The 17,531-nt window shown below is 56.6% G+C and carries 17 protein-coding genes; 3 read left to right on the top strand and 14 right to left on the bottom strand.

Features of this window, described 5'->3' with window-relative positions; genetic code table 11:
* Nucleotides 1–176: 176 nt before the first annotated feature.
* The 3 genes from ACRBB0_RS12520 to ACRBB0_RS12510 form a co-directional block, all read right to left on the bottom strand.
* Complete coding sequence (locus ACRBB0_RS12520; RefSeq protein ID WP_431374769.1) at nucleotides 177–788, bottom strand: VOC family protein; 612 nt, start codon at nucleotides 786–788, stop codon at nucleotides 177–179.
* A 201-nt stretch (nucleotides 789–989) separates the two neighbouring features.
* Entirely contained in the window at nucleotides 990–3,119 is a 2,130-nt protein-coding gene (gene scpA / locus ACRBB0_RS12515; protein WP_431374768.1) for a methylmalonyl-CoA mutase, read from the bottom strand.
* A complete protein-coding gene (locus tag ACRBB0_RS12510) occupies nucleotides 3,082–4,017 on the bottom strand; it encodes a hypothetical protein (RefSeq protein WP_431374767.1) in 936 nt (311 codons plus the stop codon). The genes scpA and ACRBB0_RS12510 overlap by 38 nt, the downstream gene beginning before the upstream one ends.
* A gap of 166 nt (nucleotides 4,018–4,183) precedes the next feature.
* Between ACRBB0_RS12510 and ACRBB0_RS12505 the strand changes: the two genes are divergently transcribed.
* Nucleotides 4,184–4,627 (top strand): DUF4174 domain-containing protein, encoded by a 444-nt coding sequence (locus ACRBB0_RS12505; RefSeq protein ID WP_431374766.1) that lies wholly within the window; start codon nucleotides 4,184–4,186, stop codon nucleotides 4,625–4,627.
* Nucleotides 4,628–4,631: 4 nt separating this feature from the next.
* Here ACRBB0_RS12505 and ACRBB0_RS12500 read toward each other — a convergent pair whose 3' ends face one another.
* From ACRBB0_RS12500 to ACRBB0_RS12470, 7 genes are all read right to left on the bottom strand, one after another.
* A complete protein-coding gene (locus ACRBB0_RS12500; protein WP_431374765.1) occupies nucleotides 4,632–5,144 on the bottom strand; it encodes a hypothetical protein in 513 nt (170 codons plus the stop codon).
* 113 nt (nucleotides 5,145–5,257) lie between these two features.
* Nucleotides 5,258–7,303: an acetyl-CoA carboxylase biotin carboxylase subunit gene (locus ACRBB0_RS12495; protein ID WP_431374764.1), complete on the bottom strand. Its 2,046-nt coding sequence runs from the start codon at nucleotides 7,301–7,303 to the stop codon at nucleotides 5,258–5,260.
* Nucleotides 7,304–7,441: 138 nt separating this feature from the next.
* Nucleotides 7,442–7,645, bottom strand: a complete 204-nt coding sequence (locus tag ACRBB0_RS12490) for a hypothetical protein (RefSeq protein WP_431374763.1) — start codon at nucleotides 7,643–7,645, stop codon at nucleotides 7,442–7,444.
* A gap of 334 nt (nucleotides 7,646–7,979) precedes the next feature.
* Nucleotides 7,980–8,342 carry a hypothetical protein gene (locus ACRBB0_RS12485; RefSeq protein WP_431374762.1) on the bottom strand — a complete coding sequence of 121 codons (363 nt, stop codon included), beginning with the start codon at nucleotides 8,340–8,342 and terminating at the stop codon, nucleotides 7,980–7,982.
* A gap of 150 nt (nucleotides 8,343–8,492) precedes the next feature.
* On the bottom strand, nucleotides 8,493–8,636 hold the full coding sequence (locus ACRBB0_RS12480; protein WP_299928030.1) for a hypothetical protein: 144 nt from the start codon (nucleotides 8,634–8,636) through the stop codon (nucleotides 8,493–8,495).
* A 214-nt stretch (nucleotides 8,637–8,850) separates the two neighbouring features.
* Complete coding sequence (locus ACRBB0_RS12475) at nucleotides 8,851–9,192, bottom strand: DUF6497 family protein (protein WP_431374761.1); 342 nt, start codon at nucleotides 9,190–9,192, stop codon at nucleotides 8,851–8,853.
* 490 nt (nucleotides 9,193–9,682) lie between these two features.
* The gene (locus ACRBB0_RS12470; protein ID WP_431374760.1) at nucleotides 9,683–11,215 is read right to left on the bottom strand and encodes an acyl-CoA carboxylase subunit beta; all 1,533 of its coding nucleotides are present in this window, start codon (nucleotides 11,213–11,215) and stop codon (nucleotides 9,683–9,685) included.
* A gap of 278 nt (nucleotides 11,216–11,493) precedes the next feature.
* On the opposite strand from ACRBB0_RS12470, the gene ACRBB0_RS12465 reads away from it, so the two are divergent.
* Both ACRBB0_RS12465 and ACRBB0_RS12460 read left to right on the top strand, forming a co-directional pair.
* A complete protein-coding gene (locus tag ACRBB0_RS12465) occupies nucleotides 11,494–12,720 on the top strand; it encodes a multidrug effflux MFS transporter (RefSeq protein ID WP_431374759.1) in 1,227 nt (408 codons plus the stop codon).
* Between the two features lie 43 nt (nucleotides 12,721–12,763).
* Nucleotides 12,764–14,164, top strand: a complete 1,401-nt coding sequence (locus ACRBB0_RS12460) for a helix-turn-helix domain-containing protein (protein ID WP_431374758.1) — start codon at nucleotides 12,764–12,766, stop codon at nucleotides 14,162–14,164.
* A 93-nt stretch (nucleotides 14,165–14,257) separates the two neighbouring features.
* On the opposite strand, the gene ACRBB0_RS12455 is transcribed toward ACRBB0_RS12460, so the two are convergent.
* The 4 genes from ACRBB0_RS12455 to gatC form a co-directional block, all read right to left on the bottom strand.
* Complete coding sequence (locus ACRBB0_RS12455) at nucleotides 14,258–14,863, bottom strand: N-acetylmuramoyl-L-alanine amidase (RefSeq protein WP_431374757.1); 606 nt, start codon at nucleotides 14,861–14,863, stop codon at nucleotides 14,258–14,260.
* Nucleotides 14,864–14,971: 108 nt separating this feature from the next.
* A complete protein-coding gene (locus ACRBB0_RS12450) occupies nucleotides 14,972–15,631 on the bottom strand; it encodes a hypothetical protein (protein WP_431374756.1) in 660 nt (219 codons plus the stop codon).
* A gap of 46 nt (nucleotides 15,632–15,677) precedes the next feature.
* Entirely contained in the window at nucleotides 15,678–17,165 is a 1,488-nt protein-coding gene (gene gatA, locus ACRBB0_RS12445) for an Asp-tRNA(Asn)/Glu-tRNA(Gln) amidotransferase subunit GatA (RefSeq protein WP_431374755.1), read from the bottom strand.
* Entirely contained in the window at nucleotides 17,165–17,452 is a 288-nt protein-coding gene (gatC, locus tag ACRBB0_RS12440; protein WP_431374754.1) for an Asp-tRNA(Asn)/Glu-tRNA(Gln) amidotransferase subunit GatC, read from the bottom strand. Before gatC ends, gatA begins: the two co-directional genes overlap by 1 nt.
* Nucleotides 17,453–17,531: the final 79 nt, after the last annotated feature.

The following is a 17,531-nucleotide window of genomic DNA, read 5'->3' as shown; positions in this document are numbered from 1 at the left end:
AGCAACAAGCGACTGTCAGGCGATCAATCCAGATTATTCTGTAACAAGATCAGACCGATCCAACGGGCAGACTTGTGCCCGACCTCTGTCCGGGTTGCAATATTGCGAATGAAATTCTCCTCTGAACGAAAGTCCGCTAGCGGTTAACCGCCCATCGCGCCCCCAAACCGGTCTGATTATGTCAGCGTCATGGAACCAAGCGGAGTAGACACTTTGGCCGACATGCCGGCATTTCCAGTCGCAAACGTCACTTGCGGCGTTGTGAGCAAGGGCCCCAAGACCGATTGCAGCGCATCTGCCTGAGGATGAGAAATGGTCAACTGCTCTAGCTCCAAACCACCCGCTGGCAAAATACGACCCGGTATCAGATCGCTATGCCATTGAATAAGCGCCGGGAAAAACCCGTCAAATGGCAGCTTCCCATCCTCAGGAACAGCCATCGACCACCGCAATTCCCCGCGCGACAGATCAACCCGACGACCGGCCATCGGCAATTGGGCCAGCGCCGCGTCGATATCATCAACCCGGCAAATCCATTTATCGAGACGCGCAGCACCAGAAAACTCATCAAGCCCAAACCATCGCGCGTCCTTGGGTTTCTCGGCCGAAGGATCAATTGCAATCGCCTCAAGATAAAGTCCGGGGGCCATTCCCAAAAGCCGATTATGGGTGCCGAACCTGTCATGTTTTCCACCCGGCAACATCGGGGAATGCAACGCAGCCTCAAGATGGGCAGCAGCCTCTTCCAAGGTTTCCCCCAAAACTGCGATATGATCGAGTGTCAGCATCTGGTTTGCGCCCCTATTGCCGCGAGGTTGGTGTGATCTCCGCTACAGGCTACAGAGCTTTGCGCAAAACACCAATGATTTGAAAAATGTCCGCGAAACTGAACACTTGGGCTGCGATGAACCTGAGGTGCAACAGACAAAACACGCCTCTGCATGGCAAAGGCGCGCTCACTTTTTTGATTACTAGGCGGTGTGTGCCCCTTAGGTCCGAGCCTCCCGGATCAGGCGCAAGATATCCTGCGCGGCCTCAGGAATATTGGTACCTGGGCCAAAGATCGCTTTGACACCCGCAGATTTCAGGAAATCATAATCCTGCTGCGGAATGACACCGCCGCAAATGACCAAAATGTCCCCTGCCCCTTGTGCCTTGAGTTCAGAAATCAGTTGCGGTGCCAGGGTTTTGTGACCCGCAGCCTGAGAACTGATGCCAACCACATGCACATCGTTATCAATGGCGTCTTGCGCCGCTTCGTCCGGGGTCTGGAACAACGGGCCAACATCAACATCAAAACCGATATCGGCAAAGGCCGTCGCAATTACTTTGGCACCGCGATCATGCCCATCCTGACCCATTTTGACGACCAGCATACGCGGGCGGCGGCCCTCTTCTTGCGCAAACTTCTCGATGTCTTTTTGAATGGCGGCAAATCCTTCGTCGCCTTCATAGGCAGCTCCATAAACACCGGCCAAGGTCTTTACCTCGGCGCGGTGGCGGCCAAATTCCTCTTCCATCGCCATGCTGATTTCCCCCACGGATGCACGAGCACGGGCCGCCTCAACTGCGGCCTCAAGCAAGTTTCCACCTTCTTTTGACCGGCGTGTCAGCTCGTTCAAAGCGGCCTGACAGACATCCTCATCGCGATCAGCCCGCATTTTCTCAAGGCGCGCAATCTGGCTTTCGCGAACGGCAACGTTGTCAACATCCAGAATGTCGAGCTGGTCTTCCTGCTCCAACTTGTATTTGTTCACACCGACAATGGTTTCGTCGCCGCGATCAATCGCCGCCTGCCGTTTGGCGGCAGATTCCTCGATCCGAAGTTTGGGCATACCGCTGGCAACAGCCTTGGTCATACCGCCCATTTCCTCAACTTCCTGCATCAAGGCCCAGGCATCGTTGATGAGCTGATCGGTCAGGCTTTCGACATAGTATGACCCCGCCAGCGGGTCGACGACATTGGTGACACCGGTTTCTTCTTGCAAGATGATCTGCGTGTTTCGGGCGATACGCGCCGAAAACTCAGTCGGCAGAGCAATCGCTTCGTCCAACGCATTGGTGTGCAAGGATTGTGTCCCACCCAAAACCGCGCTCATCGCCTCATAGGCCGTGCGGATCACGTTGTTATAGGGGTCTTGTTCTTGCAAACTCACGCCAGAGGTTTGGCAATGGGTGCGCAGCATTTTTGAACGCTCGGACTTCGCATCAAATTCAGTCATGACCCGGTGCCACAAGGTCCGTGCGGCGCGCAATTTCGCCGCTTCCATGAAGAAATTCATGCCAATCGCAAAGAAGAACGACAGGCGGCCAGCAAACTTATCGACATCCATGCCGGCTTCGATTGCGGCACGGACATACTCCCGACCGTCGGCAAGCGTATAGGCCAACTCTTGAACAAGATTGGCCCCGGCTTCTTGCATGTGGTAGCCGGAAATCGAAATAGAGTTGAATTTCGGCATCTCATTCGAGGTGTATTCGATGATGTCGGAAATGATCTTCATCGACGGTTCAGGCGGGTAAATATAGGTATTGCGCACCATGAATTCCTTCAGAATATCATTCTGAATGGTGCCCGCCAAAAGCGATTTTTCATGGCCTTGCTCTTCGCCCGCAACGATAAAATTGGCAAGGATCGGGATCACCGCGCCGTTCATCGTCATCGACACCGACACTTTGTCGAGCGGAATACCATCGAAGAGGATTTTCATGTCCTCAACGCTGTCGATCGCAACACCAGCTTTGCCAACATCGCCAACAACGCGGGGGTGATCGCTGTCGTACCCACGGTGGGTGGCCAAATCAAAGGCGACCGACACCCCCTGTTGCCCCGCAGCCAGGTTTTTGCGGTAGAATGCGTTTGATTCCTCTGCAGTCGAGAAGCCCGCATATTGCCGGATTGTCCAAGGACGACCGGCATACATGGTTGCCTTGACACCACGGGTGAACGGGCCAACACCCGGTGTCCCGCCCATATGTTCAAGGTTCTCAGTGTCGTCTGCCGTGTAAAGCGGCTTGACGTCGATCCCCTCTAATGTGTTCCACGTCAGATCGTCCAACGGACGTCCGCGCAGCTCTTTTTCAGCGAGTTTCTTCCAATCGTCGGGCAGATCTGTCATAGGCTTGTCCTCTCTCAGTCGGCAACGCCGCCAGCTTGTTCGCTGATCTTGCGGGCACGGGATCTTCTCTTAGTTTTGCCAACCCTTCTGCACCGGCACGCAGCCAATACAGATCGTCGGCATAGGCCTCGCGCAGAGCGGATGCCTGAAATGGGGTGAACGGCTGCCAGCGGCCCGTGTCGTCGGGCAGCAGGTCGGGGAAATCGCCGCGATCAATCAAAACGTTACGCAAAGTTTTGAGATCAGGGCTTCGATTGGCCCAGAATTGCCCCGGACCTGCGGGCGGCAGGTTGCCGCTTCCAATTGCAAGGCTCAGCAATTCGTCCGGGTGTGGGGCGAACCGTTCAAACGGGGTGACAAGGATTTCTGAATCTGGGCAAGCACAGGCCAAATCGGTAATCACATGCCGCCAACTCCGGTCGGATTTGGCAATTGCGTCCAGTGCCATTTCGTCCAAGACCGCCTCACCGCGCGGCAACAGATATGACATGGAAGAGGCCCACCAACGATCAGGCGAGCGTATTTGTAAAACCACGCGCTTGATCGGGGCAAAAGCCGCATTGATCCGCGCCATGCGTTCGCCGATATCGGGATACATTGTACCGGTGCGAAGATTGCGACGCGCGGTGCCGATTATGTTTTCGTCCGAAACAACCAAAACCTCTGCGCCATGCGCTTTGGCGCTTGTCAGGTTCAGTTGCACACGCCCTTTGGCGCGTCTCGCTTGGGCTGGGTTAATCGGTCGATCCGCGCCCCCATGCAAAAGGCCCTTACGGGTCCGCCACGGCCCCCAGAAACCAACACCCCGTAGGTTCAAAGCGCTGCGATTGGCACGCAGGTATTGCTGAAAGCTGGTCGATCCGGTGCGGTGCGCACCGATATGCATGATGACGTCCATTTGGCAACGGCCCTTAACCGGACCTGCGCGACGGATAGCGCAGGCATTTGTAGATGCCTGCGACCCTGCTGCCTTGCTTATGACAATGTCGTTAATGCTAAAATTTTCACAGCCACCGCCACCTGCACCCTGTGCAGGCCGCAAACTTGCACCTATATCTATGTGTATGAACGCATTTTCTCGTCTCGCCCTAGCGGCATTGGTGCCCGTAGCCCTTGGAACTATGGCGTTTTCCGCCACCGAGGCCGAAGAGCCATTTACCCTGATCCATGACGCGTCTGAGACAACGCTTGAGGATTGGGCCTGGCAAAAACGCGTTGTTGTCGTTTTTGCAGACAATCCTAACGATCCGCGCTTTGCAAAGCAGATGGAGCTGATCAATGACCGCCCAGAGGCTTTGCTGGACCGGGATGTGGTCGTGATCACCGACACTGATCCCGCAGCCGACAGCGCGGTGCGGCACAAATTGCGGGCGCGTGGATTTATGCTTGTTGTCCTGGCCAAAGACGGCAGCGTGGTAATACGCAAACCGGCCCCGTGGGACATGCGCGAAATTTCACGCTCAATCGACAAACTCCCCCTACGCCAGCAAGAGATACGCGAACGTTGAGCGATTAAACGTTGCCGCGCAAAAAGAAGGCTAGGTTTTCGGGCGGGTAGACCATCAGCAAGGCATCGCCAGCCGGGTCGTAGACTGTACGCGTCTCGGGAGACATCAAAACAGCGAAATAAGCCGCGGCCACGTCGTCGTCCATACAATCCTTTGCCGGGCCGACCCCGGTGGACAACATGCCAAGGCCCTTGCCCAAATCGCGCGACATCAGTTGTTCGGAAATACTGTTGGGGCTGATGTCCGGTATGTCGAACAACACTGGGATTCCCTTGTGCACACGTATCAGCGCCGTGTCGATAGACGTCGCGCGTGAAACTTTGCTGCTGATCTCGGAACGGGCCAAATCGAAAACCGCAACCGTACAGACCATTTTTGACGTGAAGTACCGGGTTTGCGCCACAAAAATCCAACCCGACAAATGCCGACGCAAATCCGCCTCTTTGTCCAGCGCGCACCCCGCCAGCAGCGCTGAAAGCACGCACACCAGACCAATCAGGTTCAATCGGGCCGCCATCCGCCGTGTCCAATCGCAAATACTCATTCACAGACTGAATAGCCGAGAATGATTGACGCTTGGTTTCCAGCCCTGAGGAGCTGGAAAGATATGTGGCGGCCCGTTTCACTGGATTACTCGAATTCCATGATCACGTCGTCGACCGCAAGGCTGTCCCCCGCAGCGGCGTTAATTTTGGAAACCACGCCCTTCTTCTCGGCGCGCAGGATGTTTTCCATCTTCATCGCCTCAACGGTGCAGAGCGCCTGACCATCCTCAACTTCTTGGCCTTCTTCGACGTTGACCTTAACGATCAGGCCGGGCATCGGGCATAGCAGCATTTTCGACGTATCAGGCGGCAGTTTCTCGGGCATCAGCTTGGCAAGTTCGGCCTGACGCGGGCTGCGCACATGCACCTTGAGATCGGCACCACGTGTCCGCATACGGAACCCATGGGTGATTTTGTCGACCTTCAACACCAAAGGATCGCCATTCACGGTCATCCGGGCAAGGCTATCTCCGGGTGTCCAATCGCCTTCGACCCGCAGCTCAGAACCATCTTCGAACCGGACAGTAGAGCCGCCCTGATCCGCAGCAATTGTCACGTCAAACCCGCGTCCTTGCAGGCTGACATGCCAGTCGGCCCCGACAACCCGTTCGTGATTGTCCAAACGGCCCGACACCCGCGCACGGCGAATTTCAGCCACACGGTTCATGGCCGCCGCAGCCGCAGCAACACGATGGAGCTCCGCATCGGCCAGTGTCACACCTTGGAAACCGTCAGGATATTGCTCTTCGATAAAGGCGGTGGTCATGTCGCCTTTGATAAAGACCGGGTGGTCCATAACAGCCGACAGGAATGGCAGATTATGGCCAATACCTTCGACTTCAAACCCATCCAGCGCCACACGCATCTCTTCGATGGCGGCCTCACGGGTTGGGGCCCATGTGCACAGTTTGGCGATCATCGGATCATAATACATGCTGATCTCGCCGCCTTCATAGACACCGGTATCGTTGCGCACCGCGTGCTCACCAACAGGCGCATCGCCCTGCCATTTGTCATTCTCAACCATCAAGCCAGCAGCAACTTCAGCCGGTGGGCGGTAGCGGGTCAAACGGCCAATTGAGGGCAAAAAGCCACGATACGGGTCTTCGGCATAGAGGCGGTTTTCAATCGCCCAACCGTTCAACTGGACGTCGTCCTGGGTGATGCTGAGCGGTTCGCCATTGGCAACGCGGATCATCTGTTCGACCAGATCGACACCAGTGATCAATTCCGTCACCGGGTGTTCCACCTGCAACCGGGTGTTCATTTCGAGGAAATAGAAGTTACGATCGCCATCAACAATGAATTCAACCGTGCCCGCGCTGGTGTAGCCAACGGCTTTGGCCAAGGCGACCGATTGCTCGCCCATGGCTTTTCGGGTGGCTTCATCAAGGAAAGGTGACGGCGCTTCTTCGACAACCTTTTGCTGACGGCGCTGGATCGAGCATTCGCGCTCGTTCAGATAGATGCCGTTGCCATGGGCATCGCACAGGACCTGAATTTCAATGTGACGCGGCTGGGTCACGAATTTCTCAATGAAAATCCGGTCATCGCCAAAACTGTTGGCCGCTTCGTTCTTGGACGACTGAAAGCCTTCGCGGGCTTCCTGGTCGTTCCAGGCGATCCGCATACCTTTGCCGCCGCCGCCAGCCGAAGCCTTGAGCATAACAGGATAGCCAACCTCGTTGGAGATTTTCACCGCCTCATCCGCGTCTTCAATCAGACCCATATAGCCCGGAACGGTTGACACTTTGGCCTCCTGAGCAATCTTCTTGGAGGTGATTTTATCCCCCATGCTTTCGATCGCAAATTTTGGGGGGCCAACAAAGGCGACGCCTTCGGCCTCAAGTGCCTCAGCGAATTTGGAGTTTTCCGACAAAAAACCATAGCCAGGGTGAACCGCCTGCGCGCCGGTCTGGCGGATCGCGTCCATGATCTTGTCGATCACGATATAGGACTGGTTGGCCTGTGGCGGGCCAATATGCACGGCCTCGTCTGCCATCTGCACATGCAGCGCCTGTTTGTCCGCATCCGAATAGACGGCAACGGTCTTAATACCCATCTTTTGCGCGGTCTTGATAACCCGGCAGGCGATTTCGCCGCGGTTGGCGATCAGGATCTTGTCGAACATGTCTGTCCCTTTCCTTATGTCTCAGGCCCGGCGGCGCAAAGGCGCGCACCAGAACATGCAAAAAGACCGCCCCCAGCCCCGGATGATCTCCGAGGCCAAAGACGGTCAAACCCATTACGAACCGCAGGCTGACGAGGGTCAGCAGCGATCCGGATATTTCTGGCAATAGGCGATGTTACCGGCAGCTCCGAGTGCCGCTCCGATAAGCGCGTCTTGCTCAAGCACAACGGCTGCTGCGCCGCCTGCCCCTGCGCCGACAAGCGCCTGTTCGCCAATTGTGTCACCGCATGCAGCAAGCGCCGTAAGCGCAAGACCAGCGGCCATCCATTTGAAATTTTGCATTCTGCTCTCTCCTCAAGGGTCCTTATAACGGATACCGCCAAGGACCACGAAATCGCACCAACAGTCCACGGCGCTGTGTCACATGAGGAAATCTCGGCAACTCCTTGCCGAACCACAGTTTTACGAGAATGACTGAAAAGGTGGGGCGGCTGGACAGGGGAATGTCCAGACCGCCCCGCAAGGGAAGGGTCACGATGAAAAATGACCGCGTCTTGGGTTCGCGTTTCAATTTTCAACCTTAGGCTGCCAAAGCCATCGGCCATCGCATAGCGCAAAGACAAACGACTGCCTATTTCGGCAGCGTTTTGCGCAAATCGGATGGCCGCAAGCAGGATCATGCCCATTGCCCCGGATTGTCGAAGGATTCAGGGAACGCAGCGCGGGCCGCGGTTTCATCAATCACCAGCAAGGCTTCATAGCTTTCGGGATCAAATGGATCGTCATAAGGCAGCACCTCGCGGCCAAACAGCCAGCTGAGACGCCCCGCATCCAGATTGCCGCGTTCAAACGGCTGGTCACCAAAATGCGTCCACAAGGCCGCCATAAACGCGGCATCCGCCCGGCGATCCGGGGGGCGACGATCACGAAACCGCTCACGCGCAGTGATGGCGGTGACCCCTTTGGGGTTTGGGCGACGCACTGTGAATTGAAAATCTGTGCCCGGCAAACGTCCGGGGAAGCCGCGATGTTTTAGCATAGTGTACCCTCCGATTGGTATTCCCAACGGTGGGTGCATCGCGAAGAAAACTCTTGCAAGAGTTTTACAAAAGCTTTGCAAAGCTTTTTTGCGCCCGTTTCAGATGTGGCGCGGTGCGGAGCGGGCCCAAAGGCCCGCCCCGTGGTACAATTACTTGTACTTGCCGGTGTAGACGGGCTCAACGCTGATCGGCTCTGGATCAACGACAACGAACTCTTCTTCTTGCTGGCCACCACAAGCGGAAACGCCTGCGACGATGGCGAACATGGCAAGCAGTTTGATGCTCTTGGACATCTAAGACTCCTGTCAATGTCAACGAAACGGACACGGTTCTGACGCCGCGCCAATTCCCTTTGCGAGGTAAAGATTGCTTGGGAGCAATCGAGCCTCAAAATAGCCGACAGGGTCTCAAAAAGATACGTTCCCATTCCCGAGAGAAAATCCTGTGACTGCAAAGCCTCAAAAAGTTGTCCACATGAGAGTCGACCCGCAAGATATTGTGTAGTCATTAAAAAACCTCCCAGATACAGAGACCGTTTTCGACGCTGTAACTTTCAAAATACTGGGTGGTCTCGGGCTGAAGCTCGCCAAAATCGACAGGTTCTTGCATCAAACTGATCACGACCTGGGTCGCTGACAGGCCTTGGATTTCAAGCTGCGGAAGCACGAATTTATCGCATAAAAATGCCATATCATCGAGCACATCACTAAAGTCTTTGCCGCCCGGGCCAATTTCAGGCGCAACAAAGCGGAAGCGGTGCGCACCTTGGTCATCCAGCCAATCGTGGAACACAACGTTGAGGCCCGATGGCACGTCAACAGGCTCTTGAGCGCGGGTCACAACAGGCATGAAGGTTATGGCGAAAGCAGTAAGTAAGGCGCAGCCCCGACCCCCATAGGGTCCTCCCGCCGGGGCTGCTAAAATCCCGGGCGCACCCAGGGACGTATTCCAAGTGCGCCAGCTCATGAGCGTCGCACCCGCGCCCAAGTCAGCCAACGCGCGCGATGCGCGGGGCTGTCCAGCAGCGCTTGAATTCTGTTTGAAAGGTTCTTTGGTACCGCACCGCGCACCAAAAACTGGCCGCCTGCCTTTACCGTTACCCCCTCCTCCGTAGCGTCAATGAGTATCACAGGTGAGAAACCGCGCAAGCCCCTAAGTTCGCGCCACAGATCTTGCCTGATTTGACGCGCCAACCGCCCCCGCCGCGCAGGCGGCAGGGTGGTCTCGGCCAACACGTCGAAACGCGCTGGCAGATGCCGCGTAAGCGTCAGTTGCGTACCTTCACGCACCTCATGCCAACCCCGGCGAGCTTTATGTGGTCCCCCAGACATAACGATCCTTACAGCGGAATATTATCGTGCTTTTTCCACGGGTTGCTAAGCTGCTTACCGCGCAGCATCGCAAAGGCCCGTGACACGCGACGGCGGGTCGATTTCGGTTGGATCACCTCATCAATAAAGCCGCGCTCTGCCGCCACAAACGGGTTGGCAAAGCGATCTTCGTATTGCGCGGTGTGCGCCGCGATCTTCTCAGGGTCACCCAAATCGGCACGGTGGATGATCTCGGTTGCGCCTTTGGCCCCCATCACCGCGATCTCAGCCGTTGGCCATGCGTAGTTCACATCACCACGCAAATGCTTGGACGCCATAACGTCATAGGCACCGCCATAGGCTTTGCGGGTGATAACGGTGACTTTGGGCACCGTCGCCTCACCATAGGCGAACAGAAGCTTCGCACCGTGTTTGATAACGCCGCCATATTCCTGCGACGTGCCCGGCAAAAAGCCCGGAACATCAACCAGTGTCAGGATCGGAATTTCAAAGCAATCGCAGAACCGCACAAAACGCGCAGCCTTGCGCGAACTGTCGATATCGAGGCATCCCGCCAGAACCATTGGCTGGTTGGCAACGACGCCCACGGTCTGGCCTTCAAGGCGGATAAAGCCGGTCAGGATGTTGCCCGCAAAGTCCTCTTGAATTTCATAGAAGTCACCTTCGTCCGCGACCTTGGCAATCAGCTCCTTCATGTCATAGGGCATGTTGGGGTTTGCCGGGATCAGCGTGTCGAGGCTGGTTTCGATCCGATCCACATCGTCAAAGAACGGGCGCACCGGCGGCTTTTCTTTGTTGTTGAGCGGCAGGAAATCGACCAAACGGCGGACTTCAGCCAAGGCCTCCACGTCGTTCTCAAACGCGCCATCGGCCACGCTGGATTTCTTGGTATGGGTGCTTGCGCCGCCCAGTTCTTCGGCTGTCACAACCTCGTTGGTTACGGTTTTCACCACATCCGGTCCGGTGACGAACATGTAAGAGCTGTCTTTGACCATAAAGATGAAGTCAGTCATCGCAGGTGAATAGACCGCGCCGCCCGCGCAAGGGCCCATGATCACAGAAATCTGCGGAATCACCCCAGAGGCCAAGACGTTGCGCTGGAAAATCTCGGCATATCCGGCCAACGCATCAACACCCTCCTGGATCCGCGCACCGCCGGAGTCGTTCAAGCCGATGATAGGCGCCCCGTTTTGCATCGCCATATCCATAACTTTGCAAATCTTGGCTGCATGGGTCGCTGAGACCGATCCCCCCAAAACCGTAAAGTCCTGAGAGAACACATACACCATCCGACCATTGATCGTGCCCCAGCCCGTGACGACGCCGTCACCATAGGGCCGATTTTCTTCCATACCAAAATCAGTACAGCGATGGGCGACAAAGGTGTCATACTCTTCAAAGCTGCCCTCATCGAGCAACAGATCAATACGTTCACGCGCGGTCAGTTTGCCTTTGGCGTGCTGGCTATCGATGCGGCGCTGGCCACCACCCAAACGGGCGTTTTCGCGGCGGTCATGCAGTTCCTGGAGAATGTCTTTCATGTGCCATCCCTTTCCTGTCCAAATTGCGCCCTTGGCCTGACCATGGGCCCGACCTTGCAAATCTGCGCACATGAACTGTGCGTGTAGCAAGAGGTGGCCAGTTTGGAGCGCAAAAGCTTTGCGGCGAAAATACAGCCCAAACCCTTTGTCTCAAGGGTTTCTTGGCAAATTTGCAAAGTGAGCATAGAATTCAATTGTAAATTTGCAAAACTGCAAACTCGCCTTTCTTGTCATTGCTATCATGGACAAACGCCCATTTGAGGCATACCGATACCCAAATGGATAGCCGCATTCAGGTCCGTTTTCGCGACCGTACCACCCCGCCACATATTGTCACACTGGTCCTTTTGGCAGGGCTGTCAGCCCTTGCGATGAACATTTTTGTTCCCTCGCTGCCGATGATGACTGCCTATTTCGATACCGAATATCAGGTCATGCAGCTTGCGGTGGCGGGATATCTTGCGGCCAACGCGATCCTGCAAATCTTTATCGGGCCGACATCTGATCACTATGGCCGTCGCCCCGTTTTGCTGGCTGGGATTGGGGTGTTTTGCCTGGCAACGGTTGGCTGCCTGTTGGCACCGGATGTCTACAGTTTCCTCGCCTTCAGAATGCTTCAAGCCGTGAGCGCAACCGCCATGGTTCTGAGCCGCGCCATTGTACGCGACATGTATCCGCAAGATCAGGCCGCCTCGATGATTGGCTATGTCACCATGGGCATGTCCGTGGTTCCGATGATTGGCCCCGTCATTGGCGGTTATCTGGGCGAGCTTATGGGCTGGCAGGCCAATTTCTGGCTGTTGCTGATCGTCGGCGTACTGATCCTGTGGATCTCCTTCGAAGACGTTGGCGAAACCAATGTTCGCAGTGGCCAGACATTGCGCCAACAAGTGCGCGAGTATCCTGAGCTGCTCTCGTCTCCGCGGTTTTGGGGCTATGCGTCTGCATCTGCCCTCTCATCAGGGGCGTTCTTCTCCTATGTGGGGGGCGCTCCGTTTATCGGCACTGAAATCTACGGCATGAATGCATCCGTTCTGGGCTTTTTCTTTGGGGCCCCTGCGGTTGGATATTTCATCGGCAATTACATCACCGGCCGTTATGCAGCCCGGATCGGAGTCAACACCATGGTGCTCTGGGGCAGCTTGATCGTCGCAGTCCCAATGATGTGTTTGATGGCGTTCTTTGCCATGGGCCTTGATAGCAAATGGGTGTTCTTTGGTTTCATGACCTTTGTCGGAGTCGGCAACGGCATGACCATTCCCAATGCGACAGCGGGCATGTTGTCAGTACGACCGCGTCTGGCGGGCACGGCCTCGGGGCTTGGCGGGGCCATCATGCTTGGCGGCGGCGCCGCGATGTCGGCAATGGCGGGCCTTTTGCTCAGTGTCGAAACGGGCGCTTGGCCACTCTTGTACATGATGTCGGGGACCGCTTCGGCATCGGTTGTGGTTATCTTGCTGGTGATCCGCCGTGAAAGACGCCTCAAGGGGCTGGACGTCGTCTAATTAACTTGCAAAGTTGCGATACGTTAATCGCAAAGGTGCAAACATGGCGACGCAAAAACTCTATGCCGGGGCCAAACTGCGGGATATCCGCACCCGGCTGGGCCTCACCCAAAAAGACTTCGCCGCCAAACTCAGCGTCTCCCTGCCCTATCTCAACCAGATGGAAAACAACAACCGGCCGGTCTCGACCACAGTTGTTTTAGCATTGGCGCAGGAATTTGGGTTTGACGTCACCGAATTGGGCCAAGGGGATGCTGAACGTCTTGTCTCGGACATGCGCGAAGCCTTGGCCGATCCGGTCTTTGGCGAAGCGGCCCCGCAATTGGCTGATCTGCGCTTAACCGCGTCCAATGCCCCGGCGTTTGCGCGCGCGTTTCTGGCGCTCCACCGGGCATATAAGCAAACACATGAGCGGCTCGCCTCCTTGGACGAAGCCTTGGGGCGCGAAGACGCCCAGTTGCGTCCCAGCCCATGGGAAGAGGTGCGCGATTTCTTTCACTATTGCGACAACTACATTGATGCGGTGGACCGCGCAGCAGAACACTACGCCCAATTGGGGGCAACCGAGCCAGACATCCGCACCGCCGCCATTGCCCGGCTGGCCCGGCATCGCGTCTCTGTGCGTTTCACCGAATCCACCCCGATGCGCAGCTTTGACGCTGAACGCCGCGAACTGACGCTTAGCGCGCTGGCCCCAGTCGAAACCCAGACCTTTCAGCTCCTGGTCCAAGTTGCCCTTCTGGGGCAAAATCAACTGCTGGATGCGACACTGGATTTGGCCCGCTTCCAATCGGACGAGGCGCGCTCCATCGCCAAACTAGGTCTGGCCAACTATTTCGCCGGGGCTGCGATGATGCCCTACACGGCGTTCCTGGATGCCGCACAAGAAACCCGCCACGACCTCGAATTATTGTCCGCGCGCTTTGGGGCTTCGGTCGAACAAGTCGCCCACCGCCTGTCCACCTTGCAGCGCCCCGGTGCCAAAGGTGTGCCCTTCTTCTTTGTCCGCGTCGATCAAGCCGGGACGATCACCAAACGTCATTCCGCCACCAGACTGCAATTCGCCCGCTTTGGCGGAGCCTGTCCCTTGTGGAACGTCCACCGGGCTTTTGAAACTCCGGGGCAATTCCTGCGCCAGCTCGCTGAAACACCGGACGGTGTGCGCTATATTTCTCTGGCACGGGATGTGTCCAAAACCGGCGGTCATTTCGGAGCCCCATTGCGCCGCTATGCCATCGCGTTGGGCTGCGATGTGCGCCATGCGGCGGCTCTGGTTTATGCAGACGACATGGACTTCACCCGCGCCTCTGCGTTTGAACCCATCGGTATTTCCTGTCGCATTTGCGAGCGCACAAAATGCCACCAGCGCTCAGTGCCGCCTTTGGAAAAACGTTTATCCATCGACCCAGCTTTGCGCGGCGTGCTTCCCTATCGGTTGGAATAAACTACCCGCAAGAGAACCGCCACTCAGCAACAAACGGATCGTCACCTCTCACATCGCGAAAAAAGCGCGCGGAAGCGCATAATGTAACAACCTCTACCCGATCAAATCGGCCCCAGGTCGATGTGGCGACCGATAGGGCCAGCGTGCGGCCAAATCGGCGGCAAGGGCTCGGTCATGCTCATCCAGTGGCCCCTCAGCCCAGGGACGAAACCGCATTCTGAACGCCGCGAGCAATGTCTCTTGTTGCGTCGCATCGGCAACATAGCCAAACCTTGCGCAATCGGCGGTAAAATCTCCCGCGTCTCGGGCCTCGGGCCAGATCGCCAAGCCCTGCCGCGCCAATCGCAACCAGTCAAATCGCCCACCCGGATCTATTTTGCGGCCCATGGCACAGTCGGAATGGCCGATCACCCGCTCGGGGCGTATGTCCCAGCGAGTCATCATTCCGCTCATCAGCCTCTCAAGCACCGCCATTTGCGGCTCGCAAAAAGGGTGTGACCCGGAATTGGCAATCTCGATCCCGATTGATTGTGAATTGACGTCGGTCACATCTCCCCAGGCACCAGCCCCGGCATGCCAGGCCCGCATGTCTTCGCTGACCAGCTGCCACAGGCGGCCATCTTCGGCGATCACATAATGCGCCGACACCTGCGCCTCGGGATTGCAGAGCCAATCACGGGCCCCGATCGCGCTTGTCATGGCGGTATAATGCAGCACAATCAAATCAGGCCGCGCGCAATTGCGCCGCGGCCCGAAATTTTCCGATGGAAAGACAATCGAGTCTGACGATCCAATCACGAGATCACATCACCCGCCGCGTGCGGCCCGAAACGGGCCTGGGTTCCAATCACAGGCAAAGCCATCGCCATCAGGGTCCATGCCCTTGCGATCCTTTTGCGGTCCGCCTTGGGCCAAAAAGGCCTCCTGCGCCAAATCGGACGAGGCAAATGCCGCACAGGCTTTGGCATATTTCACATCAGCCCGAAAGCTTGACCGCTTGTACAGCGACGTGCCAACCGGGTTGTCGGTCCGCAGCGCGTATTCAACGATATTCGGCGCATCGCTGCCCGGACGTTTGGGCAGGTCGGTCGGCGCGATCAACGTGTATTGCGCGCGATTTTGCGCGATCAATGCGGCGTCTGCTTCGATGTCACGCTCGGCGGCAACGGCGTCAAAGTCGTTCTCGCCCGAAATCCCTTCGGAGTTGCGCACAACAGAAGGGGCCGGAGCAGCGGGTGTTCCTGCGTCCAGTGGCGTTGCTTCAACATCCACCGGGCCGGGCACTGTTGCAGGGCCAGTCGCTGGCGCAGTGCCATTTAGTTGCGCTTCACGCTGCGCATCATAGCTCTCGTAATCGCCGAATCCGACGCCGCGGCCCGTATCAACAACACCTGCAGCGCTATCAGGCACCGCTGGCTCACATGCCATCAAGCCAAGAGCTGCCACGCTCAACATCAAAAATCGCATTATCGCTCCTGCCTCACCCTGATTGGGTGTTAACTTTTGACGCCGATTACCACCATTTTCCGGGTTTGGCTACAAAACCGGCGGCTTGCTCAAGCGCATAAGCGGTATTCAGCAGATCACCCTCTTCCCACGGACGGCCAATCAGCTGCAGACCAAGTGGCAATCCCTGTTTGTCCAAACCTGTCGGAATGGCGATACCGGGCAGACCAGCAAGGTTCACCGTCACAGTGAACACGTCGTTGAGATACATCTGAATAGGATCAGCATCGATCATCTCGCCAAGGCCAAAGGCCGAAGATGGTGTCGCCGGCGTCAGGATTGCATCGACCCCCTGCGCAAACACGTCTTCAAAGTCTTTCTTGATCAAGGTCCGCACTTTGCGGGCCCGGTTGTAATAGGCGTCATAGAAGCCTGCCGACAAAACATAGGTACCAACCATGACACGGCGCTGAACTTCATGACCAAACCCTTCGGCGCGAGTCTTTTCATACATTTCAGTGATGCCATCACCCGCGTCCAATGTGGCGCGGTGTCCGTAGCGCACACCGTCATAGCGGGCGAGGTTCGAAGACGCCTCAGCCGGGGCAATCACATAATAGGCTGGCAGCGCGTATTTGGTGTGCGGCAGGCTGATATCGACAACCTTAGCGCCTGCGTCTTCCAGCATTTTACGCCCTTCGGCCCAAAGTGCTTCGATCTCTTCTGGGATACCTTCCATATGGTATTCGCGCGGGATACCAATGGTTTTGCCCTTGATGTCACCGGTTAGCATCGCCTCAAAGTTGGGCACAGCCAGATCGGCTGAGGTGCTATCCTTGGGGTCATGACCACACATGGTTTCCAGCATGATCGCCGCATCGCGCACGTCTTTGGTCATCGGACCGGCTTGGTCCAGAGACGAAGCAAAGGCCACAACGCCCCAACGCGAACAGCGGCCATAGGTCGGCTTGATCCCGGTGATGCCGGTGAAGGCCGCAGGCTGGCGGATCGATCCGCCCGTATCGGTTCCGGTCGCAGCCAAGCACAGGTCAGCCGCGACAGCAGACGCCGATCCCCCCGAGCTTCCACCCGGCGTCAGTGCCGCTTCGTCATTGCCACGACGCCACGGGTTGACCGCATTGCCATAAGCCGACGTTTCATTGGACGAGCCCATGGCGAATTCGTCCATGTTCAACTTGCCCAACATAACAGACCCGGCACCAAACAATTGGCTAGTGATCGTGCTTTCGTATTCGGGTTTAAAGCCGCTAAGAATATTTGAAGCCGCTTGGCTCGGCACGCCTTTGGTACAGAACAGATCTTTAATACCCAACGGGATGCCACACATATCGGGCGCATCACCGGCCTTGATACGCTCATCGGCCGCCTTGGCCTGTTCGCGCGCAAGCTCAGGCGTGTTGTGGACAAAAGCGTTCAAAGCCCCCGCCCCTTCGATCGCTGACAGGCAGCTTTCGGTCAATTCAAGGCTTGTCACATCGCCCTTGCGCAGCGCGTCACGGGCTTCGGCGATTTTCATGTTGTTGAGATCAGCCATTATTCCACCACCTTCGGCACAGCAAAGAACCCTTCACGCGCATCGGGCGCATTCTTCAAGACTTTCTCAGGCTGATCGCCATCAGTCACCACATCTTCGCGACGTTTCAAACGCATAGGTGTCACCGAAACCATCGGCTCAACCCCATCGACATCAACTTCGTTCAGCTGTTCGATAAAGCCGAGGATATCATTAAACTCCTGCGCGAGCGCTGGCAGGGCGTCGTCTTCGACTTTGATACGGGCGAGTTTCGCCACCTTGGCGGCGGTCTCGATGTCAATCGACATGGGCAGGCCTCATAGAAGTTTGGGTCGGATCAGGCTTTAGCCTGCACTTAAAGGGGTTGCAAGCATTGGCACGCTTCTC

The sequence above is a fragment of the Pelagimonas sp. genome (genome assembly GCF_050633425.1).
Lineage (GTDB): Bacteria > Pseudomonadota > Alphaproteobacteria > Rhodobacterales > Rhodobacteraceae > Pelagimonas.
Note: the sequence above shows the minus strand (reverse complement) of the source record. Positions and strands in the feature narration are given on the sequence as shown.